We start from the raw sequence: 20816 nt of genomic DNA on the forward strand, positions 1-20816 counted from the left end.
ACCCGGGATCACCGCACCGAACGTGGAAAGACACGGTCAGGGGGAGGGCGACGCGGGCGGGGTGAGGCGCAGGTCGGCCAGGATCGCGCGGTGGTCGCCGCCCGTCGGCGGCAGCACCCGGCTGCCGACGGCCGTGAAGCCTCGGGTGAGCACGTGGTCCAGGCGGACCAGCGGCAGCGCCGCGGGCCAGGTGAGCTGCAGGCCGGTGCCCGCCTTCTCGGCCACGGGCGTGACGGTCGCGGCGAGCGGGCTCAGCGCGCGGTCGGTCGCGGCCGTGTTGAGGTCCCCGGCGACGATGACCCGGGGAGCGGGGTCGGCCGCGACCGCGCGGGCCAGCGCCGCCATCTCCGCGTTGCGGCGGGCGATGACGGACGGCTCCGGGCGGAAGGAGGTGATGTGGACGGCGTAGAGGCTCACGTCGCCCCACGGCGTGCGCAGGACGGCGTGCCGGGAGCGCACCACGCCGGGTACGGGCTGCGGCCGGCCGTGGAAGGGGTATCTGCTCCACACGGCCACGCCGGGGTTGTCGGGGAAGCGGTAGGGCAGGACGGGGTCGATCAGCCGGGCGAAGCCGGGGTCGACCGTCCCGTCGCGCAGCACGGGGTCGTCGCGCAGCTCGGCGACCACGAGGACGTCCGCGCCGGTGTCCCGCAGGGCGGCGGCGGTGCGGGGCAGGCCGGGGTTGAAGTAGTCGACGTTCTGGTGGACCACCCGCAGGTCGCGCGGCCCGGTGACGGGGTCGCGGAGGAAGGCGGGCCCGAAGGCCGCCGCCCAGGTCACGGTCACGGCCAGGGCTCCGGCCAGCGCGGCCCACGACCGGCGGGCGAGCGCGGCCAGGACGAGGAGCGGCACCGCCAGGCCGAACCAGGGCAGGGCGCTGTCGACGACGTTGCCCAGCCCCCGCCAGTTGGGCAGCAGCCCGTGCCCCGCGATGAGCAGGGACACCAGGACGCCCGCACCCGCGGCCGGCCCGCCCCGCGTCCACGGCGACATGGTGGTGACGGCCCCCTCCCGCTGCCCGTGCGTGCCCTCGCGGCCCGGTCCCGCGACGCCGGGCCCGCGGAGGACAGTTCATCACGGGCGGGCCCGGTCATGGTGTCCGTTCCGGACAGGCAAGGCGCACCATACCCGCCCTTTTCCCCGTCCTGACCTGCGTGGATACATGATTGGTCTATGCGCGTACGCGACAAAAAGGGGAATTGCGGGCATGCGACGGGGGCGCTCGTGCTCCCCCGCCGGGAGAGCACGGAATGAAGGACACCCGGATCGACATCTCCAGCGGCCTGGCCCTGGAACTCTTCGACCCGGCCCCGGTCGGGGTGGCGGTCAGCAGGGGCCCGGATCATCGCCTGGTGTACACCAACGCCGCCTTCCGGTCGGCCTTCGGCAACCGCCCCCTGAACGTGCCCGCACGTGAGGCGTTCGCCGACCTGGTCGAGCGCGACTCCTACATCTCGATGCTGGACCGGGTCATGCGGGACGGGCACCCGGTGAACATCATCGAGGGCCGGGCCACCATGTCCTTCGCCGACACCGGCCCGCAGGAGCGCTTCTTCAACTTCAGCATGTCGGAGATCTACCTCGATGACGGCGAGCGCGGGGTGCTGCAGGTGTCCGTGGAGGTGACCGAGCAGATCGTCGCCTCACGGTGGATCGACGCCCTGTCGGAGGAGCGGCGCCGCCTGCTGCGGCGCTACCGCAACCTGGGGCGGGTCGGCACCCAGATGCTCTGGGTGACCGGGGCCGACGGCCGCGTCATCGAGCCGAGCCCCGGGTGGCAGAAGGTGACCGGCCAGTCGTGGGAGGAGTTCCACGGCGACGGGTGGCTCGACGCCGTCCACCCCGACGACCGGGACGAGACCGCCGAGTCGTGGATCAAGGCGATCGAGGAGGTGCTCCCGCTGTGGGAGCACGTCCACCGGATCCGGCTGGCCGACGGGAGTTACCGGCACTTCAGCGCGCGGGCCGTACCGGTGCACGAGGACGACCGCGTGGTCGAGTGGGTCGGCACCTGCGCCGACATCGAGCAGCAGTGGCAGGAGGAGCGGTACCGCGAGCTGCTGGGCCGCGCCTCGGCCGCCACCGCGGACGTCACGCGCCTGGAGGAGATGCTCTCGGCGCTGGCGCACGTGATCGTGCCGGAACTGGCCGACGCGTGCGGCATCTACCTGCTGCCGGAGTCGCCGGACCGGCCGGTGGGCCCCCCGCTCGTCTTCCGGCACGTCGCCGGCTCCGTACGGCAGGGCCTGCCCGGTCTGCCGACCGGGTACGAGGTGACGCTGGGCCCGGGGAGCGCGCTGGTGCGGGCGGTGCGCCGCCGCCACGTCGTGCGCCGCGAGTTCCCCCGCGGGGCGCCCCCGCCGGACCTGCGGCTGGCGCCGGGCACCAGCAGGTGGCTGGTCACCTCCGGGGCCACCAGCGTGGCGCTCGTCCCGGTCATCGTCGACGGGTTCGTGGCGGCGCTGGTGACCACCGCCACCTGCGGGGACCGCCCGGCGATCGGCGAGGCCGACGTCACCCTGATCAGCCAGATGCTCGACCACGCGCACGACGCGCTCAGCGGTGCCATGGAGTTCCAGCGCACCCAGCGGGTGGCGCTGGCCCTGCAGCGCAGCCTGCTGGCCGAGCCGCCGTCCGTCCCCGGCCTGCGGATCGTGGCCCGTTACCGGCCGAGCCCGGCGGCCGCGGCGGTCGGCGGCGACTGGTACGACTGCTTCCTGCTGCACGACGGCACCCCCGTGCTGACGATCGGGGACGTCGCCGGCCACGACCTGCCCGCGGCCGTGACCATGGGCCAGATCCGCACCATGCTCAGGGGGCTGGCCGTGGACCGCGAGGAGCCGCCGGAGGAGATCCTGCGGCGGCTGGACAAGGCGATGGAGCTGTTGTGCGACGACCAGACGGCCACCTGCGTACTGGCCCGCGCCGAGCGGGCGGAGGCCGGCCGGTGGCGGCTGAACTACTCGGTGGCGGGCCACCCGCCGCCGCTGCTGATCGCCGCCGACGGCCGCGGGCGGTTCCTCGACGAGCCGCTCAGCCCGCTGCTGGGCATCACGAAGGACCTGCCGCGCCGTGGCGCCACCGAGCCGCTGCCCCCGGGCTCCACGCTCCTGCTCTACACCGACGGCCTGGTCGAGCGTCGCGGCGAGGACCTCGGGATCGGGCTGAACCGGCTGCGGGACCACGCCATGTCGCTCGCCCGCGAGCCGCTGGACGTCTTCTGCGACGAGCTGCTGGCCCGGCTGGTGGCCGGCGGGGACGACGACATCGCCATGATCGCGCTGCGGACCCCCCTCACAGCGGGAGAACGCCACCCGGTTTGAGGGCCTTCATCGCGATCTGCGAGGTGAGCTTGTCCAGGCCGGGCAGGCGGCCCAGCCGCTCCAGGCAGAGCTGGCTGTAGGCGTCCATGTCCGGCACGGCGACGCGCAGGACGTAGTCCGGGCGGCCGAACATGCGCAGGCACTCCACCACGTCCTCGATCTCCATGACGGCGGCCTCGAACGCCGTGACGGTCTCGGCGTCCTGGCCCTCCAGCTCCACGTAGGCCAGGACCTGGAAGCCCCGCCCGACGGCCGCCGGGTCGAGGACGGCGCGGTAGCCGCTGATCACTCCCGACTCCTCCAGGTTGCGGACCCGGCGCAGGCACGGCGAGGGGGTCAGCCGGACCCGCTCGGCCAGCTCCTGGTTGCTGAGCCGCCCCTCCCGCTGGAGGAGGCTGAGAATTGCGCGATCGGTGACATCCATGGCAACAAATGTTAACCGACCAGCAATCCGGCATAAATCTTGACATCGCGTGCGCCGTAGCCTGGCATAGCCTTGCCGCACCCTCAGCCACTGAAGATGGGACGGAAGCATGACGATCTTCGCCGACCCCCGAGAGGCGACTCCCGGCGACGGGCACCCCCGCGGCGAGGGTCGGGAGTTCATGACCGGCACGCAGGCCCTGGTCCGGGTGATCCTCGACCAGATGCGCGCCGACCGCGCCGCCGGCCTCGACACCGGCGCGATGGTGTCGGGATACCCCGGCTCTCCGCTCGGCGGCTTCGACCAGGAGCTCATCCGCTCCCGTCGGCTCGCCGAGGAGCTCGGCGTCGTGCACCGGCCCGGCCAGAACGAGGAGCTCGGCGCCACCGCCGCCTGGGGCAGCCAGCTCGTGCCCTCCCTCCCCCGGCCGCGCAGGACCGGCGTCCTGGGCGTCTGGTACGGCAAGGCCCCCGGCGTCGACCGCGCGGCCGACGCCCTGCGGCACGGCAACTTCGTCGGCGCCCACCCCGACGGCGGCCTGATCGCCTTCTGCGGCGACGACCCGGGCTGCAAGTCCTCCACGCTGCCGTCGGCCACCGAGACCGCGCTCGCCGCGATGGGCATGCCCGTCGTCCACCCCGGCACCGTGCAGGAACTGCTCGACCTGGGCCGGCACGCCGTCGCCGCCTCCCGCGCCAGCGGCCTGTGGGTGGCCGTCAAGGCCGTCTCCAACGTGGTGGACGCCACCGGCACGGTCGAGACCGGCCTGGACCGCATCGTCCCGGTCATGCCGGTCGTGGAGCACGAGGGCAGGCCGTACCGGCACGTCCCCGACGCGACGCTGCTCACCCCGTGGTCGCTGGAGATGGAGAAGACCCTGGTCGGGCCGCGCCTGGCGCTGGCCCGCGCCTACGCCAGGGAGAACGGCCTCAACCGGATCACCGCCGACCCCGACGGCGCCTGGCTCGGCATCGCCGCCTCCGGCACCGCCTACCACGACGTGCGCCAGGCGTTCCGCAGGCTCGGCGTGGACCCGGCCGACCTCGGCGTGCGCCTGCTGAAGGTCGGCATGATCTGGCCGCTGGAGCCGGAGATCGTACGGACCTTCGCCCGGGGCCTGACCGAGATCCTCGTCGTGGAGGAGAAGGCCCCGCTGCTGGAGGGCCAGATCAAGGAGATCCTGTACGGCACCGCCGGCGCCCCGCGCGTCCTCGGCAAGCTCGACGACAACGGCGCCGCGCTCATCCCGCAGGCCGGGGCGGTGGACGCCGAGCTGGCCGCCAAGGCGGTCGCCTTCCGGCTGCGCCGCGGCGCCGAGGCCGGCGCGGCGGCCGGGCGGCTCGGCCCCGAGGTGCGCGAGCGGATCGACCGGGGCCTGGCGGTGATCTCCCGGCCGGCGCCGCTGAAGCTGCTCGGCCCGCAGCGCACGCCGTTCTTCTGCTCCGGCTGCCCGCACAACCGCTCCACCGCCGTCCCCGACGGCGCGCCGGTCGGCGCGGGCATCGGCTGCCACACGATGGTGGTGATCAACCGCGAGGGCAAGGGCACGCTCACCGGCCTGACCCAGATGGGCGGCGAGGGCACCCAGTGGATCGGCCAGGCGCCGTTCACCGACACCCCGCACATCTTCCAGAACCTCGGTGACGGCACCTTCCACCACTCCGGCTCGCTCGCCATCCGCGCGGCCGTCGGCGCGGGCGTCAACATCACCTACAAGCTGCTCTACAACAGCGCGATCGCGATGACCGGCGGCCAGGTGATCACCCCGTCCCTGGCCGTGGCCGACCTGACCCGCTGGCTGGAGATCGAGGGCGTGCGCCGGGTGATCGTCACCACCGACGAGCCCGGGCGCTACCGGGGCGTCAAGCTGGCCCGGATCGCCGAGGTGCGCGGCCGCGCCGCGCTGGAGGACGCCCAGCGGGAGCTGGCCGCGGTCCCCGGCGTGACCGTGCTGATCCACGACCAGCAGTGCGCCGCCGAGAAGCGGCGGCTGCGCAAGAAGGGCGACCTGCCCGATCCGGTCCGCCGGGTGGCGATCAACCAGCGGGTGTGCGAGGGTTGCGGCGACTGCGGCAAGAAGTCCGAGTGCCTGTCGGTGCTGCCGGTGGAGACCGAGTTCGGCCGCAAGACCGAGATCCACCAGTCCTCCTGCAACAAGGACTACTCCTGCGTCGAGGGCGACTGCCCGTCCTTCGTGACCGTCGTGCCCGGCAGGCCCGGCGGGAGGCGCGCGGCCGTGCCCGCCCCACCGGCGATGCCGGCGCCGGAGTTCCGCACCGGGGAGACCACCGTCCGGCTGGTCGGCATCGGCGGCACCGGCGTGCTGTCGGTGGCGCAGATCATCGGCCGGGCCGCGATGTTCGACGGCAAGCGCTCGCGCGGGCTCGACCAGACCGGCCTGGCCCAGAAGGGCGGCACCGTCGTCTCCGACATCCTGATCTACGAGGGCGACGACGACCGGACCGGCCAGGCGGGCACGGCCGGGGTGGACGCCTACCTCGCGCTCGACCTGCTCGGCGCCACCGACCCGAAGAACCTCAAGGCCGCCGGCCGCGAGCGGACCGTGGCCGTGGTCTCCACCAGCCTGGCGCCCACCGGATCGATGGTCGTGGACCCGTCGCGGCACGTCACCGACGTCGCCTCGCCGATCGGCGCGCTGGAGGCGCGGACCCTGCGCGAGCTGAACGTCTACCTCGACGCCGAGGAGGTCGCGCAGGCGCTGTTCGGCGACCACATGCCGGCCAACACGATCGTGGTCGGCGCGGCCTGGCAGCGCGGGCTCATCCCGCTGAGCCTGGAGGCGATCGAGCGGGCCATCCGGCTCGGCGGCGGCAAGAGCGCCGACCGGACGGTCGCCGCCTTCCACTGGGGCCGCGCCGTCGTCGCCGACCCCGAGGCGGTGGCCCGGGCCGCCCGCCCGGACGTCCCGGCCGAGCAGCCGCCGAACCCGGAGATCTCCCGGCTCGTGGACTCGGTCGCCGCCCCCGGCACCGAGCTGCACCGCCTGCTGTCGGTACGGGTGCCCGACCTGGCCGCCTACCAGAACCCCCGCTACGCCACCCGCTACGCCGAGTCGGTCCGCGCGGTCCTGAACGGGGAGCGGGCCGCCATGGGCCGGGCGGCGGGCGAGGAGGCCGGTGAGGAGGCGGGGTCCTTCCCCGTCACCGAGGCCTACGCCCGCCACCTGCACCGCCTGATGTCCTACAAGGACGAGTACGAGGTGGCCCGGCTCCACCTCGACCCGGCGGAGCGGGCCAGGATCGCCGCCGAGTTCGGCCCCGGGGCGAAGATCTCCTACAACCTGCACCCGCCGTTCCTGCGGGCCCTGGGCATGAAGCGCAAGATCCGCCTCGGCTCCTGGTTCGACCCGGCCTTCCGCGCGCTGTACGGCATGCGCGGGCTGCGCGGCACCACGTTCGACCCGTTCGGCCTGGCCGGGGTGCGCAGGGTCGAGCGGGAGCTGGTGGACGAGTACACCCGCGACGTGCACCGCGCCCTGGCCCGGCTGCGCCCGGACAACCTCGGCCTGGTCCGCGAGCTGGCCGAGCTGCCGGACGTGATCCGCGGCTACGAGGACGTCAAGCTGGGCAACGTCGCCACGTACCGGAAGCGGGCGGCGGAGCTGCTGGGCAGGCTCTGACCGGCCCGCGCGCCCGCCCGCCTCGCGCGGGCGGGCGCGCGGGTCAGGCGGCGCGGGACAGGAGGGTCGCCTCGTCGATGGGGCTCTCGTGGGTGCCGGCCACCGTGCAGGCGTGCGCGCCGGCCAGGGTGCCCAGCCGGACCGCCTCGTCCAGGGGACGGCCGGACAGCAGGCCGTACAGCACGCCGGAGACGAACGCGTCGCCGGCGCCGTTGCTGTCGGCCACCGGGCCGGGCAGCGGGGCGGCGGGGACGTGCCGGAGGCCCCGCTCGTCGAGGACGTGGCAGCCCTCGGCGCCGGCCGTGCAGATCACCGTGGTGGCGCGGCCCCGGGCGAGGATGTCGCGCATGACCTCGTCCCGGCGGGAGCCCAGCGCCGCCTCCGACAGGAACACCAGGTCCGAGGAGTAGGCGAAGTCGCGGTGGTGGTCGTTCTCGCCGTCCCAGTCGTGCAGGTCGGTGGAGATCCGCGCGCCCTCCAGGTCGGGGTAGACGTGCCGGGCGAAGTCCACGATCGACACGTGGACGTGCCGGGCCGCGCGCACCGCGGGCAGGTACAGCTCGCGGGGCAGCCGTTCGCCGGGTACCTGGCGCGGGTCGAACAGCGAGAGCCGCCGCCCGTCGGGGCCGACCAGCAGGACGCTGCGCCGGGTGCCCTGGGGGGCGAGCTCCCAGCCGAACTCCACCCCCGCGCCGGCCAGGTGGTCGCGGATGAGCCTCCCCTGCGGGTCGTCGCCGATCAGGTCGAACAGCTTGACCCTCAGGCCGAGGGCGTGGCAGCCGAGCGCGACACCGCTGCCGGTGTTGCCGATCCGGTCGATCACCGGGGGGACGGCGTAGGTGTCGGCGTAGGGTAGGGGGAGCTGAGGGACGTAGGCGGTGGTGTCGACACCGGTACCGCCGATCACGACGACGTCATGGTTCACCGTCCGATGATCCCATCCGCCGTCCGGCTCCCCGTCACGGGTGTCCGCGCCGTACGCCCGCCGGGCTCGGGGCGCCGCCGTCCGCCGGGAGACGTCCCCGCGGAAAGGCCCGCGCCGTACGGCCCGGCCCGCCGTACGCCGCAGTCAGCGGTGACCAGGGGGTCCGCACCGTACGGCGCGGTCAGCGGTTGACCAGGGGGCCCGAGCCGGTCGAGCCGCGCACGACCAGCTCGGCCTGGAACATCAGCTCGATGTGCCGGCCGCGGGCGCCGTTGATCTCCTCCAGCAAGGTCGCCACGGCGGCCGAGGCCATGGCGCCGATGGGTTTGCGCACGGTGGTCAGCGGCGGATCGGTGAACGCGATCAACGGCGAGTCGTCGTACCCCACCACCGACACCTCCCCCGGCACCGACAACCCCCGATCCCGGCACGCCCGGATCGCCCCCAACGCCATCAGATCCGACGCGCACACGATCCCCGTACACCCCCGCTCCAGCAACTGCGCCGCCGCCGCCTGACCCCCCTCCACCGAGAACAACGAATGCGAGATCAACTCATCGGCATCCGACACCCCCAGCAACTGCGCCATCGCCTGCCGGAACCCCTCGATCTTCCGGATCACCGGCACGAACCGCCCCGGCCCCACCGCCAAACCGATCCGCTCATGCCCCAGATCCACCAGATGCTGCACCGCCAACCGCGCCGCCGCACGATCATCCGGCGAGATGAACGGCGCCGGCACGTCGTCGGCGTGACCGTTGAGCAGGACGATCGGCACGCCCTGCCCGATGAGCTGGGTGTAGCGGTCGGAGCGGGCCGTGGTGTCGGCGTGCAGCCCGGAGACGAAGATGATGCCGCTGACGCCGCGCTCGACGAGCAGCTCGGTGAAGTCGTCCTCCACCACCCCGCCCGGCACCTGCGTGCACAGCACCGGGGTGTAGCCGTGCTGGGACAGCGCCTTCTCGAAGGCCTGGGCGAACGTCGGGAAGATCGGGTTGTCCAGCTCCGGGATCACCAGGCCGACCAGGCCGTTGCTGCGCTGGCGCAGCCGCTGCGGCCGCTCGTAACCCATGAGGTCCAGGGCGACGAGCACGGCCTGCCGGGTGGCGGCGGAGACACCCGGCTTGCCGTTGAGCACCCTGCTGACCGTCGCCTCGCTGACCCCCGCGTGCGCGGCGATGTCGGTCAGCCTCGCCGTACCGCTCGTCAGGGGGGTGGCGCCGTTAGGCGGCATCGCGTTCCCACCAGACGGCGGAGTCGGGCGCCAGGCGGGCCACGCCGTCCGCGACGGCGGGCTCGGCGCTGGCCAGCAGGACCCGTCCGGGGACGGGGATCTCCACCGGCTCGCCGGTCAGGTTGACCGTGCAGGTGAACCCGTCGCCCCGGGCGTAGGCGAGCGTGCCCTCCGGGGAGTCGAGCCAGGTCAGCGGGGCGTCGCCGAAGGCCCGCCGTTCCCGGCGGACGCGCAGCGCCTCCCGGTACAGCCGGAGGATGGAGCCGGGGTCGCGCAGCTGGGACTGGACGCTGAGCGGGCCCCAGGAGGCCGGCATCGGCAGCCAGGACTCCTCGATGCCCGGCAGGCTGAAGCCGAAGTGCGGCTCGACGTCGGCCCACGGGATCGGCACCCGGCAGCCGTCGCGGCCGTCGTCGGGGTTGCGCAGCCGCTGCGGGTCGCGCAGGAACTCCTCGGGCAGGTCGAGGACCTCCGGCAGGCCCAGTTCCTCGCCCTGGTAGAGGTAGGTCGAGCCGGGCAGGGAGAGCGTCAGCAGGGCCGCGGCGCGGGACCTGCGCAGGCCGGTCTCGCCGTCGCCGTAGCGGGTGAGGTGGCGCTTGACGTCGTGGTTGGACAGCACCCAGGTCGTGGGCGCGCCGACCATGCCGGCCGTGGCCAGTGACTCGGTGATCACCTTACGGAAGACCGAGGCGTCCCACGGCGCGTTGAGGAAGTGGAAGTTGAACGCCTGGTGCAGCTCGTCCGGGCGGACGTAGTTGGCCAGCCGCTCGGGGTTCGGCGCCCACGCCTCGGCGACGCCGATCCGCTCGCCGGGGTAGGAGTCGAGGAGGCGGCGCCAGGCGCGGTGGATCTCGTGGACGCCGTCCTGGTCGAAGAACGGCACCACGTCGGCACCGATCATCCGCACCTGGTCGGAGTGGCCGACGTCGGGCAGCCCCTCGGCCTTGACCATGCCGTGGGCGACGTCGATGCGGAAGCCGTCCACCCCCATGTCGAGCCAGAACCGCAGGATCGACTCGAACTCGGTGTGGACCTCGGGATGCTCCCAGTTGAGGTCGGGCTGCTCGGGGGCGAACAGCCGCAGGTACCACTCCCCGTCGGGGACCCTGGTCCAGGCGGGGCCGCCGAAGACCGACTCCCAGTCGTTGGGGGGCAGCTCCCCGTTCTCGCCCCGGCCCCTGCGGAAGACGTAGCGCTCCCGCTCGGGGCTGCCGGGCCCGGCGGCCAGGGCCTGCTGGAACCAGACGTGCTGGTCGGAGGTGTGGTTGGGCACCACGTCGACGATCACCCGCAGGTCGTGCCGGTGGGCGTCCTCGATCAGGGCGCGGGCGTCGGCCAGCGACCCGAAGATGGGGTCCACGTCCCGGTAGTCGGCCACGTCGTAACCGAAGTCGGCCATCGGGGAGGTGTAGAACGGGGTCAGCCAGAGGGCGTCCACGCCGAGGTCGGCGAGATACCGCAGCCGGCTCCGCACGCCCAGCAGGTCGCCGATGCCGTCGCCGTTGCCGTCGGCGAAGCTCCGCACGTAGACCTGGTAGATCACGGCATCGCGCCACCAGCGGGTGGCGGTGGTCTCGCCGGCGTGGCCGACCTGGATGAGCTCGGTCATATAAGTCCCCCGATCAAATGACATATCAGGACGTGTTGTGCTTGGTGCGCGGTGGTACCGGTTGCCGACCGGTGCGCGGTGGCGCCGCCCCCACGGGCGGCGCCGGCTCACGACTTCGTCGCCCCCGCGGTGAGCCCGGCGACCAGGTGGCGCTGGACGAGCAGGAAGACGACCGCCGCGGGCAGCGCGATCAGCACCGCCGAGGCCGTCAGCAGGCCCCAGTCCGACCAGTGCTGGCCGACGAACTGCTGCAGGCCGACGGCGAGGGTGCGGGTGTCCTCCCCCGTCATGAAGACCGAGGCGTAGGCGACCTCGCCCCAGGCCGTCATGAAGGAGTAGAAGGCGGTGACCGCGATGCTGGGCCGGGCCAGCGGCAGGATGACCCGCCAGAAGGTGCCGAACGGCGTCAGCCCGTCGATCATTCCGGCCTGGTCGATCTCGCGCGGGATGGAGTCGAAGTAGCCCTTCATCATCCAGGCGCAGAACGGCACCGCGACCGTCATGTATGCGATCACCAGGCCCGGGATCTGGTTGAGCAGCCCGAGGCCGGCCATGAGGTTGTACAGCGGCACGATCAGGATGGCCACCGGGAACATCTGGGTGACCAGCAGCATCCACATCACGCCGCGGTAGCCGGGGAAGCGGAAGCGGCTGATCGCGTAGCCGGTCGTCGAGGCCAGGAAGACGCCGATGACCGTGGTCAGGCCCGCGACGATCACCGAGTTGAGCAGCCAGGTCGGGAAGCCCGTCTCGGTCAGGACGCGGACGTAGTTGTCCAGCGACGGCTGATCGAAGATCTTCAGCTCGGTGGACAGCCAGCCGTCGCGCGGCTTGAGCGAGGTCAGCACGAGCCAGACGATGGGGAAGATCGAGATGATCGAGGCGACGATGAGCGTCGCGTGCAGCAGGATCGAGCCGCCGACGCTCCGGTCGTCACGGCCGCGGGCGCGGCGGGGCCGCGCGGGCTCTGCGGTGGCGGTGCTCACCAGACCTCCCCCTGCCGGCGCAGCGCGCGGCGGTAGACCAGGGCCATCACGACGAGGAGCAGCAGGATGATCACGCCCCAGGCCGCCGAGCCCGAGTAGTTGCGGATGCCGGTGAACGCCTCACGGTAGGCGTAGGTCACCAGGATCTCCGTGGCGCTGCCGGGCCCTCCCCCGGTGATCAGGAAGATCAGCGGGAACATGTTGAACGTCCAGATCGTGCCGAGCAGCACGACGGTGCTGGAGACCGTGCGGAGCCCGGGGATCGTGATGTGCCGGAAGCGCTGCATCGGCGTGGCGCCGTCCACCTCGGCCGCCTCGTAGAGCTCCGCGGGGATCGACTGGAGCCCGCCGAGCAGGGCCACCATCATGAACGGCACGCCCACCCAGACGTTGACCGCGATGACCGCGATCTTCGCGGTGGTCGGGTCGTCGAGCCAGCCGACGCCACCCAACCCGGCCGCGCGCAGCATCGCGTTGATGACGCCGAAGTCGCTGTTGTAGAGGTAGCGCCAGATGAAGGCGGCGACGAATCCGGGGATCGCCCACGGCAGGATCAGCAGCAGCCGGTAGAACGAGCGGAACCGCAGCCTGCGGTTGAGCATCATGGCCAGACCGAGGCCGAGGCCGTAGTGCAGGGCGACGCAGGCGACGGTCCAGACGACCGTCCAGGTCAGCTTCTCCCAGAAGACCCCGCTGGTGAGGATGTCGACGTAGTTGCCGAACCCGACGAACTCGTAGGTCGAGGGGATCACGTTGACGCCGATGGTCCGGCCCATCGTGGCCTCGGTGGCGTCGGTCAGGGACAGGTAGACCCCCCGGACCAGCGGCCAGCCGATCAGCACGGCGGTGACCACGACGACCGGGGCCACCATGGCCCAGGCGTACCAGTACTGCGACGTGGCGCGCCGGAACGGGCCGGCCTTTCGGGGCCGGCCCCGGCCGCGGGCGCCGTCGTCGGCGCCCGCGGCCCGGTCCCTGGCCGTGCCGGTCACACGTCCAGTGGAGGTCGCCACGGTGTCAGCTCCAGTCCTTGAAGATGCCGCGGTACTTCTGGTCGACCGTCTTGAGCATCTCCTCGGGCGTGGTCTTGCCGCCGACCAGGGCCTGGTAGCCCTCCAGCAGCGGCTGGAAGAGCTGGCCGCCCTCGGGGATCCACGGCCGCGGGACCGCGGTGTCGAGGATCGGCTTGAAGGTGGCGACGTCCTTGTTGCCCGTGACGTCGGGGTTGTCGTAGGCGGAGGCGCGGGTCGGCAGGAGGCTGATCTCCTTGGCGATCTTCGCCTGGGCCTCGGGGGTGCTCATGAAGCGGACGAACTCGTAGGAGGCGTCCAGGTTCTTGGAACCGGCGTAGATGGCGTAGTTCCAGCCACCGGTGGGGGCGCCGGCCTTGACCGAGCCCGCGGGGACCGGGGCGATGCCCAGGTTCTCCTTGTCCTTGAACTCCTTGCCCTGGTAGACCTCGGCCAGCGACCACGGGCCGTTGTAGATCATCGCGGTCTTGCCCTCCTTGAGGGCGGTCATCGCGTTGGCGTAGCTGTCCTGGATGGCCGGCTTGGGCGCGGCGCCCGACTTGATCAGGTCGTCGATCGTGCCCATCGCCTTGGCGTTGGCCGGGGAGTTCACGGTGATCTTCTTGTTCGGGGCGTCGAGCATGTCGCCGCCCTCGCCGTACATGAACGGCAGCAGGAAGTAGGCGTCCACGTTGAGCGCGAGGCCGTCGGCGCCGGTCTTCTTCTTGACGTCGAGGGCGGTCTGCTTGAGCTCCTCGACCGTCTTCGGGGCCTCCTCGTGCCCGGCCTCCTTCAGCAGCCTCTTGTTGTACAGCAGCGCCAGGGTGTCGGTGACCTGCGGCACGGCGTAGGCCTTGCCGTTGTACTTGGTGCTGCTCAGCGGGCTGGGCAGGAAGTCGGACTCGTTCTCCAGGGCGCGGGTGCCGTCCAGCGGCTGCAGGTAACCGAGCGAGGCGAACTGGGAGGTCCAGGCCACCTCGGAACGGATCACGTCGGGCGCGCCGGAACCGGCCTGCGCGGCGGTCTGGAACTTGTTCTGCGCCTGGTCCGAGGGGACGTTGACGTAGTTGACCTTGATGTTCGGGTACTTCGCCTGGAACTCCTTGATGAGCGCCTGGAACGTCGGGCCCTCGCTGTCCGGCCGGACCGTGTCCCACCAGGTGATCTCACCCTTGATCTTCGTGGGGTCCGACGGGGCCGAGCCGGCCGGCGCCGCCGCCGAGCCGCCGTCGCCGCCGCCACAGGCCGAGACCGCAAGGGCGAGAGCCGCGACGATCGTCGCGGCCGAGAAGGCTCGCCGCATCATTTCTCCTCATCGTTCAGGGGACCGGACCGGGATGGGGAGACTCCGGGCCGGGTTTGGAGTACGCCGGACGTTACGCCGACGTGAACTCCTTTGGAAGAACTTGCTGCAAGAGTCTGCAAACTTGTTACAAACCCGGCGAAGGCAACCGTTTCGTGACCTTCTCCCGCCTCTGACCTGGCCGGGAGCGAGCCGGGGGCGGGCCGCCGACCCGTCTCCGGGAGGCCGGGAGACCCGGCGGGGGCGGGCGTTCCGCGCTTCGGGCGGGATGCCCGGCGGAACCGTGCAGAAAGTTTCCGCAAGGGATTGCATAGATCATGGCTAATGAGTAACTTCCGGGCAACACCCCCGAAACAACCGTGGAGGCCACCGGTGGTCCGGCCGCTCCCCCCACGGCGCGCGAGGACGGGACCGCTCACCGCGGCCGTCATCGCGGCGGCGCTGCTCGTGCCGCCCCTCGCCGCCCCCGCCCACGCGTCGTCCCCCGCCTCTCCCCCGGCGGCGAGCCCCGCCTCCGCGCCGCCCGCCCCCGCCGCCTCCCCCGCTCCCGCCTCCGCGACCCCCGGCGCCGTGCCCGCCGCGCCCGCCTCCGCGTCGCCCGTGGTCTCCGCGCTGAGCCGTACGGCCGAGCCCGCCGACAGGGACCTCGCCCGGGACGCCGCGCGCACCAAGCTCACCCGCGAGCGGTTCTACTTCGCGATGACCGACCGGTTCGCCGACGGCGACCCCGGCAACAACCGCGGCGGCCTGTCCGGCGACCGGCTCACCACCGGCTTCGACCCCACCGACAAGGGGTTCTACCAGGGCGGGGACCTCAAGGGCCTGATCGACCGGCTCGACTACGTCAAGAACCTCGGCAGCACCGCGATCTGGATCACCCCGGCGTTCCGCAACCGGCCCGTCCAGGGCGCCGGCGCGAACGCCTCGGCCGGCTACCACGGCTACTGGATCACCGACTTCACCCGGATCGACCCCCACCTGGGGACGAACGCCGAGATGAAGCGGCTCGTGCGCGAGGCGCACCGGCGGGGGATGAAGGTCTTCTTCGACATCATCACCAACCACACCGCCGACGTGATCGACTACAGGGAGAAGACCTACTCCTACCGCTCCAAGGGCGCCTACCCCTACGTCGACGCCCGCGGCGTGCCGTTCGACGACCGCGCCTACGCCGGCAAGGACACCTTCCCCACGGTGACCGCCGACTCCTTCCCCTACACGCCGGTCGCACCGAAGAACGCCAAGACTCCGGCCTGGCTGAACGACCCGACGATGTACCACAACCGGGGCGACTCCACCTTCAGCGGCGAGAGCTCCGAGTACGGCGACTTCTCCGGTCTCGACGACCTGTGGACCGAACGGCCCGAGGTCGTCAAAGGCATGGCCGACATCTACAAGACGTGGGTCCGCGAGACCGGCATCGACGGGTTCCGCATCGACACCGCCAAGCACGTCGACATGGGGTTCTGGGAGCGCTTCTCCCCCGCCCTGCACGACTACGCGGCGAAGCAGGGCGACAAGCGGTTCTTCATGTTCGGCGAGGTCTACTCCGGCGACCCCGCCTTCACCAGCCGCTACTCCACCCGCGGCGGGCTGGACGCCACCCTGGACTTCCCGTTCCAGGAGGCCGCCCGGTCCTTCAGCGGCGGCACCGCGGACGCCGCCCGGCTGGCGAGGCTGTACGCCGACGACGACCACCACACCGACGCCGACGGAAACGCCGCCTCGCTGCCGACCTTCCTCGGCAACCACGACATGGGCCGCATCGGCCGCTTCCTCGCCCAGGACAACCCCGGCGCGGACGACGCCGAGCTGCTCCGCCGCGACCTGCTGGCCCACGAGCTGATGTACCTCACCCGCGGCCAGCCGGTCGTTTATTACGGCGACGAACAGGGGTTCACCGGGAGCGGCGGCGACAAGGACGCCCGCCAGACGATGTTCGCCTCCAAGGCCGGCGACTATCTCGACGACGACCTGATCGGCACCACGGCCACCCACGCCCAGGACAACTTCGTCCCCGGCCACCCGCTGTACCAGGGCATCTCCGCCCTGGCGAAGCTGCGCCAGGACAACCCGGCCCTGGCCGACGGCGCCCAGATCGAGCGCCTGGCCGCGGGCGGTGTCTACGCCTTCTCCCGGATCGGCGCCCGCGACCGGGTCGAGTACGTCGTGGCGGTCAACAACGCCGAACGGGCCGGCGCCGCCGCCGTGCCGACGTTCTCCCCCGGCATGGCCTTCACCAAGGTGTACGGCGAGGGCCCCGCGGACCTGACCTCGGGCGCCGACGCGAAGCTGCCGCTGACCGTGCCGGCGCTGTCGGCCGTCGTGTACAAGGCGCGCGGGGCGCTCGCCGCCCCCGCCGCCGCCCCGGCCGTCTCGATCGCCCTGCCCGGCGCCGAGATCAGGGGCACCGCCGAGGACGGCCGGATCCCGGTCACCGCCACCGTGCCCGGAAGCGGCTTCGACCAGGTGACGTTCGCCGCCAGGGTCGGCGACGGCGGCTGGAGGGTGCTCGGCACCGACGACGCGCCCAACGCCACGGCCGCCGGCCGTACCTTCCGGGTCTTCCACGACCTGCGCGGGATCCCGGCCGGCACGAAGATCACCTACCGGGCGATCGTGAAGGACTCCGCGGGCCGCCTCGCCTCGGCCACGGCGTCCGCCGCGGTCGGCGCCGAGCCCGCTCCGCAGGACCCGGGCGCGGTCACCCGCGACTGGCTGGTCGTGCACTACCAGCGCCCGGACGCGAAAGACGCCGGGGACGCCGGGGACTACGACGGCTGGGGCCTGCACGTCTGGGGCGACGTGGAGCGGCCCACCGAGTGGGGCTCCCCGCTTCCGCTGACCGGTGAGGACTCCTACGGCAGGTTCGCCTGGGTCAAGCTCAAACCCGGCGCGACCGACGTCGGGATCATCGTCCACAAGGGCGACGAGAAGGATGGCGGCGACCGCGTCGTCAACCCCGCCAGGACCGGCGAGGTCTGGGTGGCGTCCGGCAGGGCCGGGACCTACGCCTCCCGCGCGCAGGCCCAGGGCTACGCCACCGTCCACTACGCGCGGCCCGGCAAGGACTACGACGGCTGGGGACTGCATCTGTGGGGCGACGGCCTGGCCGACGGCGCCGGCACCGACTGGGCGTCCCCCCGCCCGCCGGACGGCGTCGACTCCTACGGCGCGTTCTGGAAGGTCCCGCTGAAGAACGCCGACGCCCCGCTGAACCACATCGTCCACAAGGGCGACGTCAAGGACCCCGGACCCGACCAGACGTTCACCCCGGCCGCGCAGCCGGAGGCGTACGTCGTCTCGGGGAAGACGGAGGTCCACCCGACCCGGGCCGCGGCCGAGAACGTCGCGATCGTGCATTACCACCGGCCGGACGGGAAATACGACGGCTGGGGACTGCACCTGTGGGGTGACGTGGCCGCGCCCACCGAGTGGGCCGCCCCGCTCCAGCCCGAGGGCCGGGACGCGTTCGGGCTCCGTTTCCGGATCCCCCTGAAAGAGGGGGCGAAGAACGTGAGCTACATCATCCACAACGGCGACGACAAGGACCTGCCCGTCGACCAGTCGCTCGACCTGGCCGCGACGGGGAACGAGGTCTGGCGGGTGGCGGCCACCGAAGGGAACCTGCTGCCGCAGCCCGCGGCGCGCGGGGCCGACGCCGACCTGACCAAGGCAGCCGCCCAGTGGATCGACCGGAACACCGTCGTCTGGAAGGTGGAGCCGTCCGGTTCCACGCACCACTCCCTCGCCTTCTCCGCCAAGGGTGACATCGCCCACGCCGACGGCGACCTCACCGGCGACCTCCGGATCATCCGGCTGGTCCCCGGCGCCCTCACCGACGCGCAGAAGGCCAGGTGGCCGCACCTCGCCGGATACGCCGCCCTCACCGTGGACCCGCGCGACGCCGGTCTGGTCGCCGAGGCGCTGCGCGGGCAGGTCGTGGCCGTCGAGCGGGACACCTCCGGCGCGCTGCTGGCCGCCACCGGCGTGCAGCTGCCCGGCGTGCTCGACGACGTCTACGCCAAGGCGGCCGGCGCCGAACTGGGCCCGGTCTGGGACGGCGTACCCCGGCTGTCGGTCTGGGCGCCGACCGCGCGCAAGGTCGAGCTCGCGCTCTACCGCGACCCGTCCGGCGGAGAGCGCGCCGTGCACCCGATGCGCCGCGACGACGCCACCGGCGTCTGGTCGGTGCGGGGCGCGGCCGCCTGGAAGGGCCGCTACTACACCTTCCTGGTCACGGTCTACTCCCCCGCCGCGGGGAAGGTCGTCACCAACGAGGTGACCGACCCCTACAGCCTGTCGCTGGCCGCCGACTCCGTCCGCAGCCAGCTCGTCGACCTCGGCGACCGGTCGCTGCGGCCCGACGGCTGGACCTCCCTGGTCAAGCCGAAGGCCGTCCCGCAGGACAGGGCGTCGATCTACGAACTGCACGTGCGCGACTTCTCCGCCTCCGACACCACCGTCCCCGCCGACCGGCGCGGCACCTACGCGGCGTTCACCGGCGACTACGCCGGGATGCGGGAGCTGCGTGAGCTGGCCGAGGACGGCCTGACCCACGTCCACCTGCTGCCGGTCTTCGACATCGCGACCATCCCGGAGAGGAAGGCCGACCGCGCCGAGCCGGACTGCGACCTGGCCGCGCTGCCCGCCGACTCCGACCGGCAGCAGGAGTGCGTCGGAAAGGCCGCCGCCAAGGACGCCTTCAACTGGGGCTACGACCCGCGGCACTACACCGTGCCCGAGGGCTCCTACGCCTCCGACCCGGACGGCACCGCCCGGATCAAGGAGTTCCGCGGCATGGTGCAGGGCCTCAACAAGGCCGGCCTGCGGGTGGTCATGGACGTCGTCTACAACCACACCCACGCCGCCGGCCAGGACCCGACCTCGGTGCTCGACCGCGTCGTGCCCGGCTACTACCACCGGCTGCTCGACGACGGCGCGGTGGCCACCTCCACCTGCTGCGCCAACACCGCCCCCGAGCACGCGATGATGGGCAGGCTCGTCGTCGACTCCATCGTCACCTGGGCGAAGCAGTACAAGGTGGACGGCTTCCGCTTCGACCTGATGGGCCACCACCCGAAGGCGAACATCGTCGCGGTCCGCAGGGCCCTCGACGCGCTCACCCCGGAGAAGGACGGGGTGGACGGCAAGTCGATCATCCTGTACGGCGAGGGCTGGAACTTCGGCGAGGTCGCCGACGACGCCCGCTTCGAACAGGCCACCCAGGCCAACATGGCCGGCACCGGGATCGGCACCTTCAACGACCGGCTGCGCGACGCGGTGCGCGGCGGCACGCCGTTCGACGCCGACCCCCGGATCCAGGGCTTCGGCTCCGGCCTGGCCGGCGCGCCCAACGGCTCGCCCGCCAACGGCACCGCCGAGCAGCAGCGGGCCCGCCTGCTGGGCTACCAGGACCTGATCAAGGTGGGCCTGACCGGCAACCTGCGCGACTACGCCTTCACCGACTCGCGCGGCAGGCGGGTCAAGGGATCGGAGGTGGACTACAACGGATCGGCGGCCGGCTACACCGCCGCGCCGGGCGAGGCCGTCACCTACGTCGACGCCCACGACAACGAGACGCTGTTCGACGCGCTGGCCTACAAGCTGCCGCAGGCCACCCCGATGGCCGACCGGGTGCGCATGCAGTCGCTGTCGTTGGCCACGACCGTCCTCGGGCAGGGCACCTCGTTCGTCCACGCCGGAACCGAGCGGCTGCGCTCGAAGTCACTGGACCGCAACTCCTTCGACTCCGGCGACTGGTTCAACCAGCTGCTGTGGGACTGCTCGGCGGGCAACGGCTTCGGCGCGGGCCTGCCGCCCAGGGCGGACAACGAGGACAAGTGGTCCTACGCCCGGCCGCTGCTGGCCGACCCGGCGCTGAAGCCGGACTGCGCGGCGATCACCTCGGCGCGGAACCTGTACGGCGAGCTGCTGAGGATCCGCTCCTCCTCCCCCGCCTTCACCCTCGGCTCGGCCGCCGAGGTGCAGAAGCGGCTGACCTTCCCGCTGAGCGGCGCCGCCGAGACGCCGGGTGTGGTGACCATGCACCTGGACGCCTCGGGAATCGACCCGAGGTGGGACTCGCTCACCGTCGTGTTCAACGCCACGCCCGAGAAGCGGTCGCAGACCGTGGCCGCGCTCAAGGGCACCGCGGTGACCCTCCACCCCGTCCAGGCGGACGGGACCGACGCCGTCGTGAAGACGTCGGCCTTCGACTCCGCCACCGGCACGCTGACGGTACCGGCCCGCACGGTCGCCGTCTTCGTCCGGCCGCGCGGCTGAGAGCCTCCCGGGGCCCCGCGGCCCCGGAGGGAAAGACCCGGGCCGGGTGCTGCAACACCCGGCCCGGCCAAGGGAAT

General features: G+C 72.5%; 11 protein-coding genes. 3 read left to right on the forward strand and 8 right to left on the reverse strand.

Annotated features, from left to right (window positions below; all coding sequences use genetic code 11):
* Positions 1-36: 36 nt before the first annotated feature.
* Entirely contained in the window at positions 37-993 is a 957-nt protein-coding gene (locus IEZ10_RS21965) for an endonuclease/exonuclease/phosphatase family protein (RefSeq protein WP_189248378.1), read from the reverse strand.
* 257 nt (positions 994-1250) lie between these two features.
* On the opposite strand from IEZ10_RS21965, the gene IEZ10_RS21970 reads away from it, so the two are divergent.
* On the forward strand, positions 1251-3323 hold the full coding sequence (locus tag IEZ10_RS21970; RefSeq protein WP_189248379.1) for a SpoIIE family protein phosphatase: 2073 nt from the start codon (positions 1251-1253) through the stop codon (positions 3321-3323).
* Here the strand turns inward: IEZ10_RS21970 and IEZ10_RS21975 are convergent.
* Positions 3295-3747, reverse strand: a complete 453-nt coding sequence (locus tag IEZ10_RS21975) for an Lrp/AsnC family transcriptional regulator (RefSeq protein ID WP_179818106.1) — start codon at positions 3745-3747, stop codon at positions 3295-3297. The genes IEZ10_RS21970 and IEZ10_RS21975 overlap by 29 nt on opposite strands.
* A 109-nt stretch (positions 3748-3856) precedes the next feature.
* Here IEZ10_RS21975 and IEZ10_RS21980 point away from each other — a divergent pair, with 109 nt between their 5' ends.
* Positions 3857-7387, forward strand: a complete 3531-nt coding sequence (locus IEZ10_RS21980; RefSeq protein WP_189248380.1) for an indolepyruvate ferredoxin oxidoreductase family protein — start codon at positions 3857-3859, stop codon at positions 7385-7387.
* A gap of 43 nt (positions 7388-7430) precedes the next feature.
* On the opposite strand, the gene IEZ10_RS21985 is transcribed toward IEZ10_RS21980, so the two are convergent.
* The 6 genes from IEZ10_RS21985 to IEZ10_RS22010 form a co-directional block, all read right to left on the reverse strand.
* Complete coding sequence (locus IEZ10_RS21985) at positions 7431-8312, reverse strand: carbohydrate kinase family protein (protein ID WP_189248381.1); 882 nt, start codon at positions 8310-8312, stop codon at positions 7431-7433.
* 181 nt (positions 8313-8493) lie between these two features.
* Positions 8494-9546 (reverse strand): LacI family DNA-binding transcriptional regulator, encoded by a 1053-nt coding sequence (locus tag IEZ10_RS21990; protein ID WP_189248382.1) that lies wholly within the window; start codon positions 9544-9546, stop codon positions 8494-8496.
* The gene (locus tag IEZ10_RS21995; protein ID WP_189248383.1) at positions 9536-11155 is read right to left on the reverse strand and encodes a glycoside hydrolase family 13 protein; all 1620 of its coding nucleotides are present in this window, start codon (positions 11153-11155) and stop codon (positions 9536-9538) included. The genes IEZ10_RS21990 and IEZ10_RS21995 overlap by 11 nt, the downstream gene beginning before the upstream one ends.
* Before the next feature lie 107 nt (positions 11156-11262).
* Complete coding sequence (locus tag IEZ10_RS22000; RefSeq protein WP_189248384.1) at positions 11263-12141, reverse strand: sugar ABC transporter permease; 879 nt, start codon at positions 12139-12141, stop codon at positions 11263-11265.
* The gene (locus tag IEZ10_RS22005) at positions 12138-13154 is read right to left on the reverse strand and encodes a carbohydrate ABC transporter permease (RefSeq protein ID WP_189248385.1); all 1017 of its coding nucleotides are present in this window, start codon (positions 13152-13154) and stop codon (positions 12138-12140) included. The genes IEZ10_RS22000 and IEZ10_RS22005 overlap by 4 nt, the downstream gene beginning before the upstream one ends.
* A 4-nt stretch (positions 13155-13158) precedes the next feature.
* On the reverse strand, positions 13159-14454 hold the full coding sequence (locus IEZ10_RS22010; RefSeq protein ID WP_189248386.1) for an extracellular solute-binding protein: 1296 nt from the start codon (positions 14452-14454) through the stop codon (positions 13159-13161).
* A gap of 372 nt (positions 14455-14826) precedes the next feature.
* Between IEZ10_RS22010 and pulA the strand changes: the two genes are divergently transcribed.
* Positions 14827-20739, forward strand: coding sequence for a pullulanase-type alpha-1,6-glucosidase (gene pulA, locus IEZ10_RS22015; protein ID WP_229811506.1), 5913 nt, complete (start codon positions 14827-14829; stop codon positions 20737-20739).
* Positions 20740-20816: the final 77 nt, after the last annotated feature.

Source organism: Streptosporangium pseudovulgare (assembly GCF_014648055.1).
In the GTDB taxonomy this organism is placed as follows: Bacteria; Actinomycetota; Actinomycetes; order Streptosporangiales; family Streptosporangiaceae; genus Streptosporangium; species Streptosporangium pseudovulgare.